The sequence below is a fragment of the Okeania sp. genome (assembly GCF_035285525.1).
Lineage (GTDB): Bacteria > Cyanobacteriota > Cyanobacteriia > Cyanobacteriales > Microcoleaceae > Trichodesmium.
In genome coordinates this window covers 18,116-40,148 of the sequence record NZ_JAYKGW010000047.1, presented here as the reverse complement: position 1 = coordinate 40,148, position 22,033 = coordinate 18,116, and the positions used below count along the sequence as shown (strand labels likewise).

The window sequence follows — 22,033 nt, the reverse complement described above, 5'->3', positions numbered from 1 at the left end:
AATAACTTTTCGTATTTGCTCAACTTCTAGTTCTCAAATTTCGGCAATTTTTTGAACAGAAAAGCCTTTTTTTAACAACTTAGGAATCACTTCTAATTTTGCCTCTAGTTTTGCCTCTGATTTGGTTTCTATTTTGATTCCTGCAATTAATTCTTGAGCCAAACGAGTTTTTTTCAAATCATTCATACTAAACATAGTTTTTAACTCCTTACGAATCATTTGTGGTAATTTTTCTAGAACAATAACTGACAATAAGTGGAAGCATTCAGCTATTAGCACTTCAGCTAGCCTCCTAGGTCGGAACTTCGTTAACAGGAACAAGACTCTGCTTTTAAAGCTATCCATTATCAAGTTTTATATCAAGAGAAATGTTTATAAAGTATAGTCTTAAAGATGAGATTTACATTTAAAACCAAAAAAAATAGCTGATAGCTGATGGCTGACGGCTGTTTGCGCAGCATTCCGGAGGAAATGCTTACCAATAAGTTAAGTAATTGCAACCGATCATTTTCATTGGTAAATTGTTGTCTTACTTGATTAATTAATAAGGTTGCTCTCTCCAAAAATTGTTTCTTTTTTTCTACAACTAATTGAACGATTTGTACACCTAAGGGAGTTGTTTCACTCACTTTTAATTCATTCAAATAGATGCGCTTGATGAGGGGAGTATCTAAAAAATGTTGTACAGATTCCCTGTTTCTGTCTGTTGGTTCAAAACTACGACTTTTAAAGATAATCATAACACACCTTTTCAGTTATCAGTTATCAGTTATCAGCTATTAGTTATCAGTAACTTTCACTGAAGTCATAAAAATAATATACAGAATCTTATTCTTTTGATACTTTTAAAATGGGAAGCTGTATACTTTTTTGTCAGTATCTTGGGATAAAAAGACCCCGTCTATTCTAAAGGAAGTCTGTTTTAATTCTACTGAATCAAAACGATAATTATTGGAATTTTGTGGTAAGTATTCCTACAACTGATTTTTCGGGAACCGTAAGAAGGTTTCAGGTAATTCTTGGAAAATTCGATAAAATATATGATCGGTTTTCATTAATTAGGTATTTAGCTGTTAGGCATCAGCTATTGTGTTTAGTCTCGGATCAAAGGTTTATTAATTGAGCTATAATTAAATATTACTACGAAAGTCTGCTGTCTTGATTTTACAGAAAAAAGTATTTTTAGCTTATTTATTAAAATCTAAGAGGATTTTGATTAGTTCTGCATCGCTAATTTCCTTTTCAATTGTTTTTTGACTCTCAGAAGTATTTTTAGCTTCTTTATCAAAATCTAAGAATATTTGGATTAATTATTCATCGCTAATTTCTTTGATTTTTTCTTTCTCGATTAGTTTTTTACTTTTGTCGAAATCTAAAAATATTTTTGTTAATTCTGCATTTAATTATTTTAATTTTTGATCTTTAATTTTTTTTTTCGATTGGTGCTTCACCATTAACTACAGAGGCAAATGTTTCCAAAATATCTGGAGCTTTAAGGTTGGTAATATAGGCTTTTGTATTCCAATTTTGTTGCAGTTGTTTTAAGAAATCAGAAGAAATAATATCAAGTTTATTTTTATCATCAATAACAATAGTAGAAAATTGAGGTAAAGCTTCTTTCAAGTTTAGTTTGCTTAAACTTTTAAGTACATTAATCTGAATCAGAAGGTATAGGGAACAAGAAGATGAATTATCAGAAATTTCGGCAAAATAATTTAGTAAATTATCTGGGATGAAAGTACAGTTATAAGTGTTTGATAAATTATAAAAATTATTGAAGTAAGATGGAGGGCTAATATTATTTATAATTCTTTCTTGTAGTTGAGATATTAATAATTGAGTATTAAATTTATCTGCACCAGAATTAAGAAGTTGATTTTCTGGAAAAAAATGGCAGAATAAGTTTGGTTTAAATCTGAACAAAGTTACTAATTGTTTCCGTTGTTCTAAATTTAATCCAACGACAAAAAAACGAGTTTGAGATTGTCTCAGTTTACCAGAATTTATATTTTCCTTTTCTCTTTCTATTGAGTTTTCCAAAAAGCTTAAATATTCTGCTTCTCTACCTATAATTTTAGCAATAGATTTTAACAATTTTTGTTCTACATAAGGATAAGTAAAGTAATCAACTATATCAAATTGTTCTCGAATAAAAGGAAGGATTTCTTTAGTGTGGATAATTGCCAAAGGAATATTATGTAACGCTTCATCCTGTTTGACTTTTTCTAATAATTCTAAATTACCTAGATCGGATAGAATAAAATCAATATTATTTAAGTTGCTTTGTAATATTTGCCAACTATCAGTACCAAGGATATCTCTGAATACTTGATAACCTGCTTTGATAAAAGAGTGACTTAATTCTTGCCGTTTATCAAAAGAAGTACCAATAATTAAAATAGTCGGCGTTTTATTTTTCCATTTTTCGGCTAAAGTTTCATCTTGATTTTCTGGCAAATTATTTAATGTCTTAGTAACTGTTTCTAATAAATCTTTCTCTATAAAAGGTTTAGTAAAGTGAGCAACCGCACCTAATTCTAAGCTAATATCTTTTTTCCTGTTAACTTGACTGCTGAGAAATGCCAGGGGAATATTTTTGAGCTTTTCATCTTGTTTAATTCTTGATAAAAACTCGAAACCATCCATTCGCGGCATTTCGGTATCGCAGAAAATAAAATCACAATTTAAACCTGCTTGTAATTGTTCCCAAGCATCTCCCCCATCTCTAGCTTCAACAATTTTATATCCTACAAATAATTTTCTGGCTGTTTTATATCCTACAAATAATTTTCTGACTGTAATTGAAGAATCAATAATTAAAATAGTCGGTGGTTTATTTTTCCAGTTTTCGGCTAAAGTTTCATCTTGATTTTCTGGCAAATTACTTAATGTATTAGCAACTGTTTCTAATAATTGTTCCTCTATAAAAGGTATAGTAAAGTGAGCAATAGCACCTAATTTTAAACTAATATCTTTTCTCCTTTTACCTTGACTACTGAGAAATGCCAGGGGAATATTGTTGAGCTTTTCATATTGTTTAATTCTTGATAAAAACTCAAAACCATCCATCCGAGGCATTTCCGTATCACAGAAAATAAAATGGCAAATTAAACCTGCTTTTAGTTGTTCCCAAGCATCTCCCCCATCTCTAGCTTCAACAATTTTATATCCGGCTTTTGTCAAAGCTATCCTTAATAATTTTCTGACAGTATTTGAATAATGAACAATTAAAATAGTAGGTCGTTTATCTGTAATTTCTTTGGCTAAAGTTTGTTCCTGATTTTCTGGAAAATTATTTAATGTCTTAGTAACTGTTTCTAATAATTGTTCCTCTATAAAAGGTTTAGTAAAGTGAGGAACCGCACCTAATTCTAAGCTAATATCTTTTCTCCTTTTAGCTTGACTACTGAGAAATGCCAGGGGAATATTGTTGAGCTTTTCATCTTGTTTAATTCTTGATAAAAACTCAAAACCATCCATCCGAGGCATTTCCGTATCACAGAAAATAAAATGGCAAATTAAACCTGCTTTTAGTTGTTCCCAAGCATCTCGCCCATCTCTAGCTTCAACAATTTTATATCCGGCTTTTGTCAAAGCTATCCTTAATAATTTTCTGACAGTATTTGAATAATTAACAATAAAAATGGTAGATCGTTTATCTATAATTTCTTTGGCTAAAGTTGCTTCCTTATTTTCTGGCAAATTATTTAATGCTTTAGTAACTGTTTCTAATAATTGTTCCTCTATAAAAGGTTTAGTAAAGTGAGCAACAATACTTTGATTCCAAGAGCTACTACTGATTCTATTTTTATTTCTATTTGTACTAGATATAAATGCAAAAGGAATATTTTTGAGTTTTTCATCTTGCTTAACTTCTGCCAAAAATTGGAAACCATCCATCTTAGGCATTTCAATATTTGAAAAAATAAAATCGCAAACTACGCCAGTATTTAATCTATCTAAAGCATCTTTACCATCTTTGGCTTTAATAACATCATATCCAGCTTTGGTAAAAGTCATAGTTAATAATTCTCTGGCTACAATAGAATCATCAACAATTAAAATAGTAGGTCGTTTATTTGTAATTTCTTTGGCTAAAGTTTGTTGCTTATTTTCTGGCAATATTTTTAATGTATTAGCAACAGTTTCTAATAAATTTTGCTCAATATAAGGTTTAGTAAAGCGAGCAACAATACGTTCATCCCACCAGTTATTAGTACGCATTCTATTTGCACCTCTACTCGTCAAAAGTGCAAAGGGAATATCTTTTAGTTTTTCATCTTTTTTAACTCTTGATAAAAACTCGATACCATCCATCCGAGGCATTTCGATATTTGAAAGAATAAAATCACAAACTAAACCAACTTTTAATTGTTCCCAAGCATCTTGCCCATCTCTAGCTAAAACAACTTTATATCCCGCTTTTGTAAAAGTCATAGATAATAATTCTCTAACTGTAATTGAATCATCAATAATAAAAATAGTGGGCGATCTCTTATCTATAGGTTTATATTTTGCTAAAGGAAGATTTGCTAAAGTCTTTGTCTTAGAAGTTGTTAACTTGTCTAATTGACTATTCCAATTTTTGCCGACAAATTTAGTCATTTTGAGTCTAGCTTTATTTTTAACTACCTCTGCAAAATTACAGTCTTTTAAAATTGCTTCTTGCCAACTTGTATAGGAAATATCGGCTTGGGAAAAAGATGTATTTTGGCAGATAACCCAATAAAAATTTGCTGCAAAAAAGTCTCCCTCAGTTGCATTCACATTTTCCCATTTACTTTCATCAAATATTGCTCTAAATGCAGAAACTTTAGTCAAGTCAACATTAACAAGTTGAGCTTGCCAAAAAATTGTACCTTCCAATTTAGCCTTTCTGAAATAAGTATTGATTCCTTCTATTTGAGATAAATTAGCTTCATAGAGATTAGCAGAATAAAAGTTAGTTTTATTTAATTTTGCTTTAGCAAGATTACTTTGACTTAAATCTGCACCGAGAAAATTTGCATTAGATAAATCTAACCCTTGTAAATCAATTCCTACTAAATTACCTCGACTAAAATTAGGATTACCTTCTTTTATTTTTTCTATTATTTCTTGACGGTTCCATACTTTTCCTTCTGGAGGTATTGCACCACTTCTTTCTAATAATTCTGCTACATAAAAAATTGCTTCCCAACCCACACCACCACCTCCCGTTATGCCACTACGAAATTTATAGTTTTGAGAATCATACCAGTGAAACCAAGGTAAATATCCTTGAGGAAAATCTAAACTAAAATTAACTTCTTTAATATCATAACCAGCAGCTCTAATACGACCAACTTTTTCTGCAAAAGTTTCTTCTAACATCATATAATCCCTATGCTTTCCTTCCAGATATAATTCTAGATATAATTGATAGAAAATTTGCCATTGAACACTAAAACCAAAACGTCCTTCAGAATGATATACCCAGAGGCGATCGCTTTCTTTTAAAACTTCATCTTTAATCTTATGTAAATCCTGATAATGAATCCATCCAGGGTTGCTAATATCTTCAGGAATAGTTTCAAAAAAAAGACAAAAAGTAATCTCATTAGCCGTTTTCCAATCTTTAGCTTCTAGGCGATTTCTTAGTTTATTTAATAATTTTTCTGATGATTGATTATTCATGATGAATTAGTTGTTAACTGTTGACAAGATAAATATTATGAAACCGAATGCTAGCAATCTTAATAAGGGAATCAGAGGAAAGAGAAATATAAAGTGAGCCAGACCACAATATATGAGTATTGCAATAAGTAGTATAGTAAATATTATTATTAACGATAGGCAAATAATCCAGAATATCAAAGGAAAATAAAAAGCAATTAAACCTAAAAGTGAGAAAACAATTAAAGTAATACGAGGCTCAGGATAAATCATGTTAAATAATATTTTTTATTGAAGTAGTTTAGTCAAGGAAACTTGGTTTTAATAGTCATGGTAAATCCGAAAATTAAAACTTTTATAAAAAGCAATACACTTAATACCAATTTGATAAGTTTTTACTAATTTTTTTGAAATATGGGAGTAGGGTAATAACTTTGTATAGAAGGTATCTAAAATCTGAATAGTTAACTAATTTAATCTTATGTAAATCCTGATTATGAATTCATCTATAGTTACTAATATCTTCAGGAATAGTTCTAAAAAAAGACAAAAAATAATCTCATTAGCCGTTTTCCAGTCTTTAGCTTTTAGGGGATTTATTAGTTGATTTAATAATTTTTCTTACGATTGATTATCCATTTTGAATTAATTGTTAACTGTTGATAAATACTCTGAAACCGAATGCTAGTAATATTAATAAGGGAATTAAAGAAGCCACAAATATAGGGTAAGGGTAAGGGTTATCTTTGTTATCTTTTAATAGCATAATAACTAGCATAGTAAATATTATGACTAAAAATAGCCAAAGAATCCAGAAGAATACCAAAGGAGCATAAAAATAAATGAACAAATTTAACCGCCAACCTCCTATTAATCCGCCGATAATAACCATTGTGTGCAATATTATAGAAATAGTAAAAATCTGCTTATTTTCTATTTGTCTTGATTTTTCAATTTCTTGATTAAATACTTCAAGATATTTGCCATTTTCTTTGAGGATACGTTTAGCTTCTTCAATGCCAAACCTAGCTAAACTTTCTTCTTTTTCTACCAGAAATATATTATAATTTGGATTTTCCAATAAAGATATAAATGCTTGGCGATATTGTTTTAATTCATCTGTTTCTTCTGTATAACCATTATCTACAGTATATTGAATACGATCTAGTTTATATCCTTGGCTGTTTGCATATTCATGTAAAAATCCACGCTGTTTATTTAGAGCAGTAGAATTTACTTTGCAGTCTTGATTTTCAGGATTAATAACTCTGACAAAAATACAAACTCTAGGATTATCTAACAATAATTTACTTTTATTTCTCTGAGCATTTGATATTATTTCCAGACTTCCTGCCCATAGGACTGTTAATATGGCAAAACCAATTACGATTAACAGACTTTGCCCTATTTCTACCTTAGTTGATATATCTAAAAGAAAAAATCTTATAATACCTGTTATCAGAGCGATCGCTTGTAATATTGGCAACAGAAAAGTCGGTATCCACATTGCATAACTTACTTTATCAGCACCAAGATGAAGGATAAAAATCATAGGTATTGTTAGCAATAACCAAATGATTTTTAATACTAAAGGAAAAGCAGTGAAACCTAAACTATATAACCAGAAAAGTATTGCTAAAAATGGCGTAAATAGACATATTTTTTTAAAGTAGCTAGGAGCACTTTTAGGATATCCATAAAATACCTCATGCAATAAGCCAAGCGATAAGAAACTAGGAACCAGACCAAAATCATATAGACCATTATTTGCGCCATATGTACTCTTTTGAAGAGGCAAAATTTTCGGTAACAGAAACCAACTTAATAAAATAATTGAACCAATAGTAATAACGTGAATTAAATCTGCATATTGTAATGAAGAGCTGATTATTATTGCCGCAATTAAATTAATTATTAGAGATAATCCAATAGTTAAATTTAGAAAAGATGATGTTTTCATAGTATTAGGAAAAGATACATTAGATTCTACTTTGATGAGGTAAACAAACGCGGGCAAGATACCCGCCCTAGCAAAATTTAGTTATTACAAGACTTACGCAAATGAACCCATAAATCGTTTTTTTTTCGTTAATATTTATTGTTAAAAATAACGATTTATCCTAAAAACCCAGTTTCTCTGCGTCAGTCAAAATTTAATTATTAATTATTAATTACTGGAGAGTGCAAAGTTCTCCAAAAAAAATATTTGCTTTTAAGGATAAAAGTATTACTGGTATAGGCTTACAGCACCTAAAGTTATCAAGAGAAAGTTTCTAACTTTTAGATAGCTAAAAGCCTTAGCTAGCAATAATTATTCATATAACTTTGTACTGTCTAGTTAATAATTAATTATTAATTATTAATTATTAATTATTAATTATTTAACCTTTGCTTCATACATAATATCTGTCCGTAAAACATATTTAATGCCTGACTTTACCATGTCACCACAATGTAATTGACGATGGAAAAAAAACAAAGCATCTCCCTTATTTCCCCTTACTTCTGTAGTTCTAAATTTCGTTGCACCACCTTCATAACCATCATTTAGATAAAACAATAAAGTCCATCTCGAACGTTCGCCATTTTCTCTTTCATAATAACCATCAGAATGCCAACCAAATTTTTGACCAGGAGAATATTTATAAAACCTAAATCTCTCATTTAAACCAGTACAATATAATCCTTTGCAAGGATTTTTAATGTAAGATTTTGTTGTTTCAAATAATTCTTTTGCTAACTTTTCATCATCCCAAATTACCCGATCGTTATTTCTAATACTTTTATCCATAACAGAACCGAAGTTTGTTGTAATACTTGCTTCTTCAAATCCAATTGATTCAGCCATTTCAATGTATTTATCGCATTGTTCATTATCGAGTAAATTTCGGACTAGAAATAATTTATCTGAGTATTGATTTATCTCTTTCATTTTGAAATATAATCTCCTTTAGCCTCAATAAGTATGTAAGAGAAGCATCCTGCTTTTTACAGGTTGGAAGCCTGTATTACTAAATATAAATAATTTATCTGAGTATTGATTTATCTCTTTCATTTTAGATAGTAATCTCCAGAAAAGTAGTGCGTCATTTCAGTTATCATTTAGCCTCCTCCGGAGGAACTACCTTAACAGTTAGCCTCTTCCGGAAGAACTGCGTTAAAAGTTATCATTACCTCTTAGAATAAATAGGCTTGAAATACGGAATTTTCTTTTTTTTATCTTCTTAAAAAAGGAGACGTAATTACCAAAATTTTTCGGTAAAAATTGGGAAAAATAATTAATTTAATTAGGGTAAATTTGTAACACAACCTTCCAGGTTGTTACAGCCTGGAAGGCTGTGTTACTGTATGATAAATTTGCTCTAGTAATTATCTGTTTAGTATCCTGGTTATTACAGCCTTCCAGGCTGTGTTACTCAAAATTATGTAAGCAATCAGTTATCAGCTATTGCTTTTAATTTTAAATAAAAGCTTGACTCATTGAGCCAAAATTAAATCTTAAGTACAAAAGCTGGTTTTAAAGTTTATATTCCATTTAAAATTACTCTTTTTGCTGAGAGCTGACTACTAATGGCTGATAGCTAAATGCTTACTTATAATAAAGTCGCTCCAGTAATTATATCTTTTGGTAGTTTAGGAGGTGCAGGGTCAACTGTTAAATATAAAATGCTGCTGTAGGGAATAACTTGAAGACTATTATCTGTTAATTGCAAAATTAATTTATCAGATTTTTGTATTTGAAAAAGACGACTGGCAATATCAACATTATCCCATCCTTGTCCGCAGACTTCAAAAGTTTGAGTTTCTCCGTTTATATAGTGGATTTTGACTTTAAAGATTATGGACGTTTGTTCATTATTCATAATAATTATATTTTCAGTAAATGCTACTTAATTACTAAAGTTAAATTAGGTTTTGAAAGTTTTCTAAGTTAATGTGACAGTTTGACGACTTGCACAAGCTAGAAAATTCAAAATAGGTAAGCATTTCCTGCGGAATGCTGCGCAAACAGCTATTAGCTATCAGCAATAATAACTTGTGCTGAAGGACGAAGTTTAAATGAACATAGACTTTGGAGCTGACTTTTTTAGCAATATTTTTCGTTTCTCTATTAAATATTGCTTTTATTGCTAACTAAAAGCACTCTTCTGATAGCTGACTGCTTACCAAAATAGTTTAGCGAAATAATTAATAATTAAACAATTAAATAATTAAACAATTAAATAATTAAATAATTCGCCCCTTGAAGCCTCCCCTTGGATAGGGAAAAAATAAATCTTTTACTTAAGCGCCAATCCTCTAACTTTTAGGGAGAAGTAATTATCCATTATCCATTAATGAACTATCATTAAAAGAAAACTAGGCAAATCCTAAATTAGATAGATACAATTTCAGCAGTCAGCTATCAGCTTTTGAAGTAAATCTATGATTTCTGGCTATAAATATGTATAGTTTAACAATATCAGAGATATGATTGAAAAGTAGAAATTAAAAGAATGCTTATCATTCATTTTTATTGCCCTTGAGCTGAATGCTTATAATTTAACAATGCTTACCATTTAACAAAGAAGAGATATTGTTTTATTGACCAAAAAATCAAGATAATATTCTACTCTTAATAAGAGGATAAAAAATCTTCAATTCAGTATTTTAATGGTATTATTAATAACTTATAACTGATAACTAAAATGACTAATATTCAAGGCACACTAAATATTGACTTTCTCAGTGGCACTCCCGATAGTGATATTATCCCTGCTTTAGCAAGTAAAGATATTGTTCAAAGTTTCGGGGGTAATGACCAAATTTTTGGCAACCAAGGAACCGATGTTCTCCAAGGTAATCAGGGGGATGATACTATTTTTGGTGGGCAAGATGCCGATACTATTTTTGGTGGGCAAGGAAATGACTTTATTTCTGGAGATTTGGGAGCAGACTGGTTAATTGGGAACTTGGGTGCGGATACAATGACTGGGGGCGAAGGAGACGATTTGTTTGCTATTGGTAGACGTGAAGATTTATTCTCTACTGGTGGGGTAAATTTGGCAGATGCAGATGTAATTACTGATTTTCGGAATGGTAGCGATCGCTTAATTCTAACTGGAGGGTTACAATTTAGTGAGTTGAATATTTTGCCTGCTGAGGATAATATTATTATTCAAGATGGAGTAACAGGAGAATATTTGGCAGTTTTATTAGGAGTGACAAATCTTGAAGAATCAAATTTTAGTTCATTGTTCGGTGAAGTGGAGTTAGGGCAAATGTTACCAATTTCAGCACAGGCAAATTTTTCTGGTCAAGTTGTTAATTTGGAGGTGGCGCAAACTCCGTTAGAGCAAGCCGTTGGTTTGATGTTTAGAACTGAGTTGCCCGACGAGCGGGGAATGTTATTTTCTATCGCTCCTCCTCGCACGGTGAATTTTTGGATGAGAAATGTATTTATTAATTTAGATATGGTGTTTCTGAGGAATGGGGAAATACAGGCGATTTTTTCTAATTTGCCTCCCTGTGAAACTGAACCTTGCCCTACTTATGGACCAGATATTCCTGTCGATCGGGTGATTGAGTTGAGAGGTGGTAGAGCAATAGAATTAGGTTTAACCGTAGGCGATCGCGTGGATATAGTTCAAGTCTGAAGACAGAAGGTAGGAGGCAAAAGGCAGAAGGGTTAAAAAGATTTGGAGGTTTATAACTTTCATTCTAAACTCTCCTCCTGGGAGGGGCTAGGGGTGGGTTTACTAAAAAATTGGGTCTAAAGCCTCTTCTTTCAAGGGGATGAAAAAAATATTCATAGGACTTACGCAGAGACGCTATATGTAGCGCCTAAAACTCTTGTGCAATAGTTTTTGAACTCTATAGATAGTACAGTACCTTTGCGTAAGTCCTGATTCAACTCAGTATTTCAAGCCAGAGGCTTCAGACAGAGGTGCTGATAACTGATAACTGAAATAACTCCCTACTCCCTTTTCTTCCAATTTTGTAATACCATTTTCTGTACTTCCATCAACGGCATATTTTCCCGTCTAGCTACCTTCGCACAATCTTCATATTCTGGTTGCACATTCACAATTTTATTTCCCATTTTCCCGACCTTTACCCTGATTGTTCCATACTCCGTTTCTAATTGATGAATTTCTCGTGCCAAAATACTTCTTTGTTGCAGAGACTGACGAATACCCAAAGTCGTAGTCTCCCTAAATATTACCTCCTCACAAACAGACAAATTTTCTGCTGTACAAATAACAGTCAGTAATACTCCCAACCGATTTTTTTTCATTGTCACAGGTTGAGTAAACACATCCAAAGCACCCGCAGCCAACAAAGTATCAAAAGTATAAGCGATCGCTTGGGGAGAACAATCATCTATCTGAGTTTCTAATACCGACACAGTTTCCAGATGCGAATTTTCGGTAGAAACATTGTATGGAACCTCCGTAGTAGGAACATCAGATTTTTTAATATGAGAATGTTGAGTCTGAGCTTTACTTTCACCAATCCACAAACGCAAAATATTAGGAATAGCTAAATTCTGGGAACCCGCTCCCAAACCAACACATTGTAAAGACATCGACGGATACGAACAAAAACCTCTTGCAATAGCACAAGCGATCGCACTACCCGTCGGAGTACACAACTCCTTTTCTATACCATTACTATAAACCGGAACATTATGTAACTCCCAAAGTTTTAATACTGCTGGTACAGGTACAGGTAATCTACCATGAGCTGCTCTCACAGTTCCGCCACCAGTAGGCAAAGGCGAACAATATAACTCATCAATATTTAACCAATCTAAACCCAAACAAGTTCCCACAATATCAATAATAGCATCAGTTGCTCCAACTTCGTGAAAATGCACTTTCTCAGGAGCAATACCATGTACAGCACCTTCTGCTGCTGCCAACTTACGAAAAACAGCCAAACTCCAAACTTCAGCACGTTCCGGCAATCCTGCTTTTTTAATTAATGCTTCAATTTCTGGTAAATGACGGTTGTGAGCATGATGATTTTTTTCAGCGCTAGAATCATTTTCAGTATCGTGATGGTGGTGATGGTGACTATCAAAAGTTAAAGGTTCTCCATCTTCAGGATTAGCATGAATTAACTTCACATGAAATTTCGTCGCCATTATACCATTACGATGAACTTTTTCTGTACTTAATTCATATTCTTGGGCAATACCCAAAAGATTTAGTTTTTCCATGATATACTCCAGAGGAACGCCAGCATGGACTAAAGCACCCAGACACATATCGCCCGCAATACCAGTGGGACAGTCAAGATAAGCAATTTTCATAAATTAGGGAATAGGGAAAGGAATAATGGATAATGGATAATGGATAATTGATAATTGATAATTAATAATGAAAACCACCTCCAATTATTGCTCTGCTGAATAAATCTGAAAGTATTGAAAAATATAATGTTTCAGCTTTTTTAGGTATCAAATTAAAAGGATAAGCTTTAAAGCCCTAGGAATTAATTAGGGCTTGCTGAAAAAGTCTTTTAGTGGTGGGGAGGAGCCAGAATCCAGCAATCCTGCAATCCAGGAGGAATAAGAATTATAGAAAAGGTAGACAGAAGAATCTTCCCTTAATTTTTTACCCCTAGTTTTGCCCAAAATCGTAGATTTTTAAGCTGGAATGACCCAAAAGCTGGTACTTTCTTAGTATCTATAAATGCTGAAAGCAATGCCCATAAACACTTTTATATTTAATCAGCCAGCCCTAATTATTAATAATTAATAATTAATAGTTAATAATTAATTATTAATTATTAATTATTAACTGAACAGTGCAAAATTCTAGGAATAAATATTGCTAGCTAAGGGTTTCAGCTATCTAAAGTTGAGAAACTTTCTATCCAGGACTATAGGTGTTGTAAGCCTTTTTCCAGTAATACTTTCAGTCAAATAAGCAAATTCTTCTTGAGAAGAACTTTGTACTCTCCAATAATTATTAATTATTAGAGTTGTTTGGAAATAAAAATTTAAAACGCTCCAAGGCTTACTATATAAAGCTTTCAGGATTTTACGATCAAAAAACACTATAAACCTTGACTGATAAGGGTTTTAGCGATTTTTTGGGCTTAATTCCCAACAAGTCTATTCATTATTAATTATTCATTATTAATTATTATCTAAAATCTAAAATAAAAAAAATGGCAATTTTTTACGAACTTCATCCTGATACACCCCAAACAAGGCGTGTAGAACAGATTATCAACGATCTGAAAGATGGGGCAGTAATGCTTTATCCCACAGATACGGTTTACGCCATAGGTTGTGACCTTTCTGTTAAATCTGCGGTGGAGAAAGTTAGGCAAATTAAACAACTATCTAATGATAAGCCTTTAACATTCCTTTGTTCCTCCCTGTCCAACATTGCTAATTACGCTATTGTCAGTGACTCAGGGTATCGGATTATCAAACGTTTAATTCCTGGCCCATATACATTTGTCCTACCTGCCACCAAATTAGTGCCACGATTGGTAATGAGTCCAAAACGTAAAACTACAGGTATCCGGGTTCCAGATCATCAAGTTTGTTTGGCCTTATTAGAAACTTTGGGCAATCCCATAATTTCCACATCGGCTCATATTACCAGTGATGCGGAAGGAATGGCCCCGGTAAAACTAGAAGCAGTGACTGGTAAAGCAGAATTATTTGATTGTCTAGAAAATCTGGTGGATATAATTGTCGATGATGGTTCTGACCCAGGATATCAAGTATCGACTATTCTGGACTTAACTGGCCCAGAACCAAATTTGATTCGAGAAGGTCTTCAGGTAGAAACAGTAACAGCTTTGATTAGTTAGGGATTGCTGAATAAATCTAAAACCATTGACATATAAAACTTAAAGGCTATTTCAGGTAACACAAAGTACCAAAAAACTACTAGATTAATCCTTAAAACTGCGAATTTTTCTTCACCAAACTAGGACGTGTCATCAATTAAATAAGTTGACAAAAAGGCTATTCTCTGTTATTTAATAATCGCGATTGTCAAGAGTAGGTTCAGATATAGCGAGCGCATACCTGAAATTGTGCGGTCGGTAGGGGCGGGTTTCTCAGTAGGGATATTGCATACAACGTCCGTACAACAATTTTCACAGTTAGTTATTAGGACTTACACGGGAGGAACCCGATTTCTAGGATAAATCGTTGTGTTGAGCAATAGAAGTCTACGATAAACCGGGTTTCTGGTTTCATTTGCGTAAGTCCTGTTATATAAACCCGCTCCCCAATGATGTAATTAACAGTTTTAGCCTTGTCAGTCCACTACCTTTGTTGATAAAGCTTCTAACATCTAATTGATGACACACCCTAGGAAAAATGCAGAAAAATTAATACCTACAACCATTGCCCATTGCCTATTGCCTAACCTCTCCAAGAGACTTTTCAGCGCCAACCCTAGTTAATATTGGCTTCTGAATACCAACTTCTGGACACTGATAACTGATAACTGATAATTGATAACTGATAATGTGCCACCTGTGTATCTGTTACACAGGTGGCATTGTCAATTTAGTAACTGTCACAGTGTCCCTAACTTAAGGTAGTTTAGTAACTAAAGTCTTGATTTTCTATGTATATTAAGCTTTCAAGGGTTTTTTGCATAATTCCGGAAAATACATATTTGATGGTGAACTTCAGAATTTGTTGTTAATAGCAAAACCACATGATCAAAGTGGAACTTGCTTCAACCAATAGTTTGGAGAGCTTTCCTATAGTTGTAAATGTAGAGACAAGGAAGAAATCACAAAGACTTCAACCAACACCTAATCACTCTACATCATTATTATCCAGAGGAAAAATCAAATGACTATTAAGACTGCTAACTCCCAAAACTCTACTACTGCAAAAGTTAATCACAACCAACTTGAAAATCAAACTACAACAAATAATGCACTAGAAATGGATACAGAAGCTTTAGCTGGTGTGGTCTTAAAAGAGTTGCAAGATGGTGCAAAAAGTAAGCCAGCAAAAGCTAAAACTGTAGCTCTACGGATAGCTAAAGAAGTAGAAAGAATTTGTTTAAAAAGTAATAGGATTCAAAATTCTGGTGAAGTTCGTTCCTGGCAACTTAGTTTGGCACGCCATCGTTGGGAAAAGTGCTTAGAATATTACAAACTCGGTTCTCATAGAGGTCGTGTAGAATTACACTCTCTCCTAGCTTCAATGGTTTATCGTCATATTGCTGCTTATGGAACTCAGTTAAATTTCCAAGGTCGTTATAACATGATTGAGGATTTTTTACAAGGATTTTATATTGAGTGTCTACGAGCTTTCCGTCGGGAGCATGGTTTAGACCAAGACTATACTCCTAAAGTAAAGTTAGAATTAGCAGAATACATGACATTCACTGAACAATACGCGAAACGCCAAATTGGTTTACCTGGTCGCAACCGTCAAAGATTAATTGTGTTACGCGCTCAGAGTTTTGCTAAAGGTCAACCTCCCGAAACTGCAATTGATATTGAAATGGCAGTTGAGTCTCCTAAAGGTGAAGAGGGAGAAGCTCATAGTCGCTCTTCTGCTGTCCAACAAGTGCGGGAACAAATGGTTGCAGAGACTGTTGACCCTGCTGAAGCTGTGTTGCGCGATCGCGTAATTTCTGAGTTAGTCAAATACTTAGAGGAAGCTGGACAAGACGAATGTATTGATTATCTAAAATTAAGACTACAAGATTATCAAGCATCTGATATTGATAAAAAGTTGGGCTTAACTTCTCGTCAACGGGATTACTTACAACAACGTTTTAAGTATCATGTAGAAAAGTTTGCTCGTTCTCAAAATTGGCAGTTAGTACATGAATGGTTAGGAGCTGATATTGACCAAAAATTAGGTATGGTTTCTGATAAATGGCAAGCTTTCTTAACTACTCTTTCTGCAGAGGAAAAGCAAATTTTAGAACTTAAGCAAGCTGGTGAAGATGAAAAAGCGATCGCTACTGCCATCAAATGTACTCCTAAGCAGTTACAAAAACGTTGGGCAAAAGTATTGGATATGGCTCGTGTCTTCCGCAATCAGGACTAAAGCTAATATGGTATTAAAAATGAAACAGATTATTTTTACTTATCCAATCAAAGTTGGCTACATTAGTTCATCCGCTTCTTTCAGGAATGGGCGTTGCCCATTCCACTTCGATTGAGTCCATTTATGATTTTTATGTAATTTTCAATACAGATAAATCGCTACTATAATTATCAATATTTTAAATTTCTTTCATAGAAAATTTTTACAAAAAGAATTTATTCTGGTACAGAAACGATTAATTTTTTCTCCTTACTCTCTACTCTCTCTTTTCGAACAATAGTAGGACTTATGTAGAAACCCGGTTTCTTGGTTGCTTTGCGTAAGTAGTGAATAAAAAATAAAATCAATTATTGCACAGAAAGTATCAATTTTTTTCTCCTACTCTCTGCTCCCTACTTTTTACCAAAAAATTAAGGTATAAAGCCTCTCCATTCATGGAAAAAAAAGAAAAAAAGTTCCTTTTCGCTAGTCCTCTTCTTTATAAGAATAGGTAATTATTAATTATTAATTATTCAAGAACGTTGCATCCAAATGTCCCTACTTCCTCTTTTCTGGCGATATCTATTTAGTTAACTAGGACTAACTTCCACCCTATCAGGTAAATTTTTAGATATATTGGAGAGAGTAACAATTTATGAAGATATATGTCTATCATAACTCCGGCTCGTGATTTAACCGAAAAAAGAGTAGTTAATAATTACTCTCAAATTAAGCAAATCTTTGAAACTGTTGATGCTGATACTTGCCCAAACTCTTATAACTTTCATCTACATACAATCTATTCTGATGGACAGTTAACACCTGAGACTTTAATACAGCAAGCACTTGCGATCGGCCTCAAAGGTTTGGCCATTACCGACCATCATAATATTGGTGGTTATAAAAAAGCTAAAACTTGGTTAGAAAACTGGAAATCTATCAATCCAGATCAAGAACATTTAGCACCTACTCTGTGGAGCGGAGTAGAAATTAATGCTAACTTACTGAATGTTGAGGTACATATTCTTGGATATGGTTTTAACCCAGAAAACTTTGGTTTAAAGCCTTATTTGACAGGAAAAGCAACTAAAGGTCAAGAATATCAAGCTGCTAATGTAATTAGTGCTATTCAAAAAGCGAGTGGTTTAGCGGTACTCGCTCATCCCTGTCGTTATCGGCGTTCCGCTACTGACTTAATTAAGGAAGCAGCAAATTTGGGTATTGATGGGGTGGAGACTTACTATGCTTACAGTCATACTAAACCATGGAAACCTAGCCCAAAGCAAACAGAACAAGTGAAAAGACTTAGTGCTATTTATGGTTTAATCAATACCTGCGGTACTGATACTCATGGTAAAAATCTTTTAGTGCGTTTATAGGGTGGGGATGCTATTATCTCACCCTATATTGAAACTATCTTGAAATTGGATTAACTAGACCTCAGTAGCTTGGGGTCTATTATTTTGCTTGAAGAAGTAGTCGGTGGTTAGTATTTAGTAATCAGAATTATCAAACTCTAAGAAAATTTTAACCCAGAGTGGCTGGAAGTTGATAGCTAATTAATTGCTATTTGCAATCATTAGCATTGTCAAGAGCATAATCCCAACACTCATAAGGACTAAAACAATTCCTAGGGATATTGACTGACCAAGATGTGAAGAAGAAGAATTTGATACTTTCATTGTTTTTTTTAAAGTTTTTTAATGTTTATGTTTTTTACAATAACAAGTTTTTAAGAATTTGCGGATTTTTTTAATATTTTGTAATTAAACTTAGACTTTCTTTATAAAGTAATCATTAAGCAATTATTGCAATCCGATTTTAATTGTTACAAAACTTAGAATGGCGATAAGTTTGCGATCGCTATTTTAGGCTTTGAGGAGGGGGAATAGGGGGTATACCTGCGCGGGCAAGATACCGGGACTGGGAACATGTACAGCAATTTCACGCCCGCGCGTGAGGTACAAAATTTTATTCAGTAACTTTGGTGGCACAACCATCTTGGTTGTTACAACCAGGATGGTTGTGTTACAAATAAAATTGACAATAATTTACTAAGGTTAAGTTATGAAATTGATGGATCTGATAGCTGAATGGGAGCGCATTCCACAGGAAATGCTTACGATGATTGTTCTTTATTTGGCTGAGGTTTCTTTTTACTAAATACACCACTCATAACAATACCTGTTACTAACATCCAAACTAAACCAATACCATTTAATAATACATAAAAAGGTTTAATTTCATTGCCCAAATATTCACCTTCATGGATTACCATTAAAATATGTGCTTGGTCTCTAGATAATCCAAACCAATTTCTACCTAGTCGATAAGCTACTCCTGTAATTACAGTCACAAATAGTGGTAGAAAAACTATTGGCGCGACGATTTTATGAAATTGACGAAATTTTTGTTTAATCATCTCTATTTTACATCCTTTAACAGTCAATTTTTGATTAACAGGACTTACACAAAGTTACTATATATAGATTTAAAGAACTATAGCGCTATAGTTTTGAAAGCTATATCTATGGTCTATGGGTAAGTCCTAATTAATTAGAGTTTGCTGAATAAATTAAAAAAATTTACACAGTAATATTTTAAGGCATTTTTAATCAGAAATTGTATCATCTTTTAGGTAACAGGGAACAGAGAAGGTGGGAACACTTAACTGAGACGAGGTAAGAGTTTCAGTTTTTTTATTTTCAGCTAAAATATACCAAAAATTAGATATTTAAGTAGTCGTGCAGAAGAAATTTATTAGTTGATATAGAATTAGGATAGATGAAAACAATTATATTCTTACCTCATTATTCCCCTTCTAAATTCTGCCTTCCTTCAACAAAAACTTAGGGATTTAACTTCCTAATAAACTCTAAAGGTAAACCATCACTATCCGCAATAAAGGTAACTTCATAAACATTATTTCCAATTATTTGTTGGGTAGGTTCTAACAAAATTTTTAATGGTTGAAAAACTTCTGATTGTTCTATAACCGCTAAATCAAACTGTTGTTTTAAAGAATTTAACCAACTAGGTAAATCTGCAACAATTTCAGTCAAATCAAATGATATATGATAATATCCAACATAATTTTCATCCCCAAAAGCATCAGGTGCAGGTTTAGGTTCAGGAATTTGAATTAGTTCAATTATACCATTTAATCCTTCCATCCAACAGGCTAAAGTATACCCTGTAGTAAAGCGTTGACAAACTATAAAACCTAACTTTTCATAGAAAGCGATCGCTCGATGAATATTACCAGTCCGAATCGAAACATGGTGCATTTATTTTAATATTTTAAACTTTACTTCTAAGATTAATTTTCTAGTTCAGGGATGAAACAGGGAACAGGAAGAAAGAATTGATAATTTCTGGATAAAATTGGAGATATCTAATAGTAATGTGTAATGTAAGCATTTAGGTATTAGCTATCAGCTATCAGCAACAAGACTCTGTTTTTCAAGCTATCGATTACAAAGTTTTATATTAAGAGAAATGTTTATAAACATAGTCTTAAAGATGAGATTTACATCTAATATAGAATCCGGTTACAAGTGTATATGTTCATAATTTTATCTACACTTCAATCTCCCCGTCTCCCCGTCTCCCCGTCTCCCCATCTCCCCATCTCCCCATCTCCGACAACTATATAACGAGTATTCAACCGGATTTTATATAAAACCAAAAAAAATAGATGATAGCTGATGGCTGACGGCTGAATGCTTACGGTGTAATTAATTTTGCATAAGCACTTTCCAAAATTATAAGATATAGCAATGTGCGCACTTAATATTTACAAATTCCAGGAGATGTCCAATAGCTAAAAGTATTATATTATCAGCTATTCATTCTTCCTGTTCCCTGTTGCCTGTGCGCAGCGCTATACAGTTATTTTTAGATCCTTCTATTTCCTGTTCCCAGTTAAGTGTTCCCTCAGACCTAAACTTTTGTACTTCACCGACAATGGGAAGCGCTGTAAGATTTCCAAATAAAGTTACTCCAACAATCGAAAATAGGGATACCTCCCAACTACCCCTTCCTCTTTCTCTAATTGGAAATTAATGACTTCCCAACAAGGTTCATCCTTCGGGTCAGGACTAAATTCTACAGGTAAACCATAAAGTTTTACTAAATCAGATTCAGAATTAGCACGCCTACCGGTACTACCTTCTAAATAAGCATTAACCGACTCCCGATATCTTTGAGCAATAATCACACGAGTTGCTCGATATCCTTGAGTATAAAGTCGGTCAAGAGCCTCATGGATTTCAAACCTGATTCCATCGGGATGAGTATGTTGCCGATACCACTCATTATTCCAGAGGCGCCAGTGACGGCCAGAATAGAGATGAGACAACTCACCAGTATTTGGATCGGCTTCAAACGCCCCATGACGAGGACACAAATAAGTATCTGTTAAAGTAAGAGCTGGAATGGTCTCGCGACAGTGAGGACACTGAATCTCAGGACCAAAAATTGGATATTGGAGACCGGGGTCAATCATTTCAGTTATCAGTTATCAGTTATCAGTTATCAGTAATAGCAAACACCAGGGTAGTTAGGAGATTCTCACGCCTTTCAAGTAGAGTTGGGAAATGTAGGGGCAAATGGCCATTTGCCCTTGATTCTAACTTCTGCAATTAATGATGATAAAATTCTAACTAATTAGACAAATATCAATTTTTATTAAGAAAATAATGTCCAATCAGCCTGATTTTTGGTCTCCCCCAGATTTATCTAAAGCTGCTTTTGTTGCAGATAACGCTACAGTTATGGGGACAGTAGAGGTATGCACAGGAGCCAGTATTTGGTATGGAGCTGTAGTCCGGGGGGATGTAGAAAAAATTATTATTGGAGACCATACCAATATCCAAGATGGAGCAGTCCTTCATGGAGACCCAGGGTTGGTAACTGTTTTAGAAGATCATGTAACGGTTGGACATCGAGCAGTTATTCACTCGGCCTATATAGAAAGAGGTTGTTTAATTGGTATTGGAGCTGTAGTTTTGAATGGTGTACGGGTGGGAGCAGGCAGTATAATTGGAGCTGGGTCTGTTGTAACTAAGGATGTACCACCTTCATGTTTGGCAGTCGGAGTACCAGCAAAAAAACTTAGGGAGCTTTCGGAGCAAGAGGTCGCTGATTTACTGGAACACGCTGAACATTATGAGAAGTTAGCTTTAGTTCATGCTGGTAAAGGAACTGATATTGGGTTTACTAACTCAATCCAAAATTAAGAAATTTCAATTTGATTTGAATAAATATAACGCTTCCTATTGTGATGAGGTAAACCCATCGCGGGCAAGATGCCCGCACTACAATATTTCCCCATTAACTCATTTTCCCAAAATATACTGTATCAATAATTACATAATTTTC

The 22,033-nt window shown here is 33.4% G+C and carries 14 protein-coding genes and 1 pseudogene; 5 read left to right on the top strand and 10 right to left on the bottom strand.

Annotated features, from left to right (window positions below; translation table 11 throughout):
• Positions 1-33: 33 nt before the first annotated feature.
• The 6 genes and pseudogenes from VKJ25_RS05285 to VKJ25_RS05260 all read right to left on the bottom strand — a co-directional run bounded on the left by VKJ25_RS05285 (position 34) and on the right by VKJ25_RS05260 (position 9,497).
• Entirely contained in the window at positions 34-279 is a 246-nt protein-coding gene (locus VKJ25_RS05285; RefSeq protein ID WP_324235577.1) for a hypothetical protein, read from the bottom strand.
• Between the two features lie 80 nt (positions 280-359).
• A pseudogene (locus tag VKJ25_RS05280) lies at positions 360-953 on the bottom strand (DUF2887 domain-containing protein); the annotation flags it as partial.
• 469 nt (positions 954-1,422) lie between these two features.
• On the bottom strand, positions 1,423-5,655 hold the full coding sequence (locus VKJ25_RS05275) for a response regulator (protein ID WP_324235576.1): 4,233 nt from the start codon (positions 5,653-5,655) through the stop codon (positions 1,423-1,425).
• Between the two features lie 631 nt (positions 5,656-6,286).
• Positions 6,287-7,594, bottom strand: coding sequence for a hypothetical protein (locus tag VKJ25_RS05270; protein ID WP_324235575.1), 1,308 nt, complete (start codon positions 7,592-7,594; stop codon positions 6,287-6,289).
• A gap of 417 nt (positions 7,595-8,011) precedes the next feature.
• A complete protein-coding gene (locus VKJ25_RS05265) occupies positions 8,012-8,566 on the bottom strand; it encodes a 2OG-Fe(II) oxygenase (protein WP_324235574.1) in 555 nt (184 codons plus the stop codon).
• A gap of 661 nt (positions 8,567-9,227) precedes the next feature.
• Positions 9,228-9,497 (bottom strand): hypothetical protein, encoded by a 270-nt coding sequence (locus tag VKJ25_RS05260; protein WP_324235573.1) that lies wholly within the window; start codon positions 9,495-9,497, stop codon positions 9,228-9,230.
• Positions 9,498-10,322: 825 nt separating this feature from the next.
• On the opposite strand from VKJ25_RS05260, the gene VKJ25_RS05255 reads away from it, so the two are divergent.
• Positions 10,323-11,270: a DUF192 domain-containing protein gene (locus VKJ25_RS05255; protein WP_324235572.1), complete on the top strand. Its 948-nt coding sequence runs from the start codon at positions 10,323-10,325 to the stop codon at positions 11,268-11,270.
• Between the two features lie 320 nt (positions 11,271-11,590).
• On the opposite strand, the gene larC is transcribed toward VKJ25_RS05255, so the two are convergent.
• The gene (gene larC, locus VKJ25_RS05250) at positions 11,591-12,931 is read right to left on the bottom strand and encodes a nickel pincer cofactor biosynthesis protein LarC (protein ID WP_324235571.1); all 1,341 of its coding nucleotides are present in this window, start codon (positions 12,929-12,931) and stop codon (positions 11,591-11,593) included.
• Positions 12,932-13,794: 863 nt separating this feature from the next.
• On the opposite strand from larC, the gene VKJ25_RS05245 reads away from it, so the two are divergent.
• The 3 genes from VKJ25_RS05245 to VKJ25_RS05235 all read left to right on the top strand — a co-directional run bounded on the left by VKJ25_RS05245 (position 13,795) and on the right by VKJ25_RS05235 (position 18,030).
• On the top strand, positions 13,795-14,451 hold the full coding sequence (locus VKJ25_RS05245; RefSeq protein ID WP_324235570.1) for an L-threonylcarbamoyladenylate synthase: 657 nt from the start codon (positions 13,795-13,797) through the stop codon (positions 14,449-14,451).
• 1,003 nt (positions 14,452-15,454) lie between these two features.
• On the top strand, positions 15,455-16,672 hold the full coding sequence (locus tag VKJ25_RS05240; RefSeq protein ID WP_324235569.1) for a HetZ-related protein: 1,218 nt from the start codon (positions 15,455-15,457) through the stop codon (positions 16,670-16,672).
• A gap of 644 nt (positions 16,673-17,316) precedes the next feature.
• On the top strand, positions 17,317-18,030 hold the full coding sequence (locus VKJ25_RS05235; protein WP_324235568.1) for a PHP domain-containing protein: 714 nt from the start codon (positions 17,317-17,319) through the stop codon (positions 18,028-18,030).
• A gap of 740 nt (positions 18,031-18,770) precedes the next feature.
• Here the strand turns inward: VKJ25_RS05235 and VKJ25_RS05230 are convergent.
• The 3 genes from VKJ25_RS05230 to VKJ25_RS05220 all read right to left on the bottom strand — a co-directional run bounded on the left by VKJ25_RS05230 (position 18,771) and on the right by VKJ25_RS05220 (position 21,158).
• Positions 18,771-19,073, bottom strand: coding sequence for a PepSY domain-containing protein (locus VKJ25_RS05230; RefSeq protein ID WP_324235567.1), 303 nt, complete (start codon positions 19,071-19,073; stop codon positions 18,771-18,773).
• 427 nt (positions 19,074-19,500) lie between these two features.
• Positions 19,501-19,938 carry a VOC family protein gene (locus VKJ25_RS05225; RefSeq protein WP_324235566.1) on the bottom strand — a complete coding sequence of 146 codons (438 nt, stop codon included), beginning with the start codon at positions 19,936-19,938 and terminating at the stop codon, positions 19,501-19,503.
• Positions 19,939-20,648: 710 nt separating this feature from the next.
• On the bottom strand, positions 20,649-21,158 hold the full coding sequence (locus VKJ25_RS05220) for a TIGR02652 family protein (protein ID WP_324235565.1): 510 nt from the start codon (positions 21,156-21,158) through the stop codon (positions 20,649-20,651).
• 193 nt (positions 21,159-21,351) lie between these two features.
• Here VKJ25_RS05220 and VKJ25_RS05215 point away from each other — a divergent pair, with 193 nt between their 5' ends.
• Positions 21,352-21,891: a gamma carbonic anhydrase family protein gene (locus VKJ25_RS05215; RefSeq protein ID WP_324235564.1), complete on the top strand. Its 540-nt coding sequence runs from the start codon at positions 21,352-21,354 to the stop codon at positions 21,889-21,891.
• Positions 21,892-22,033: the final 142 nt, after the last annotated feature.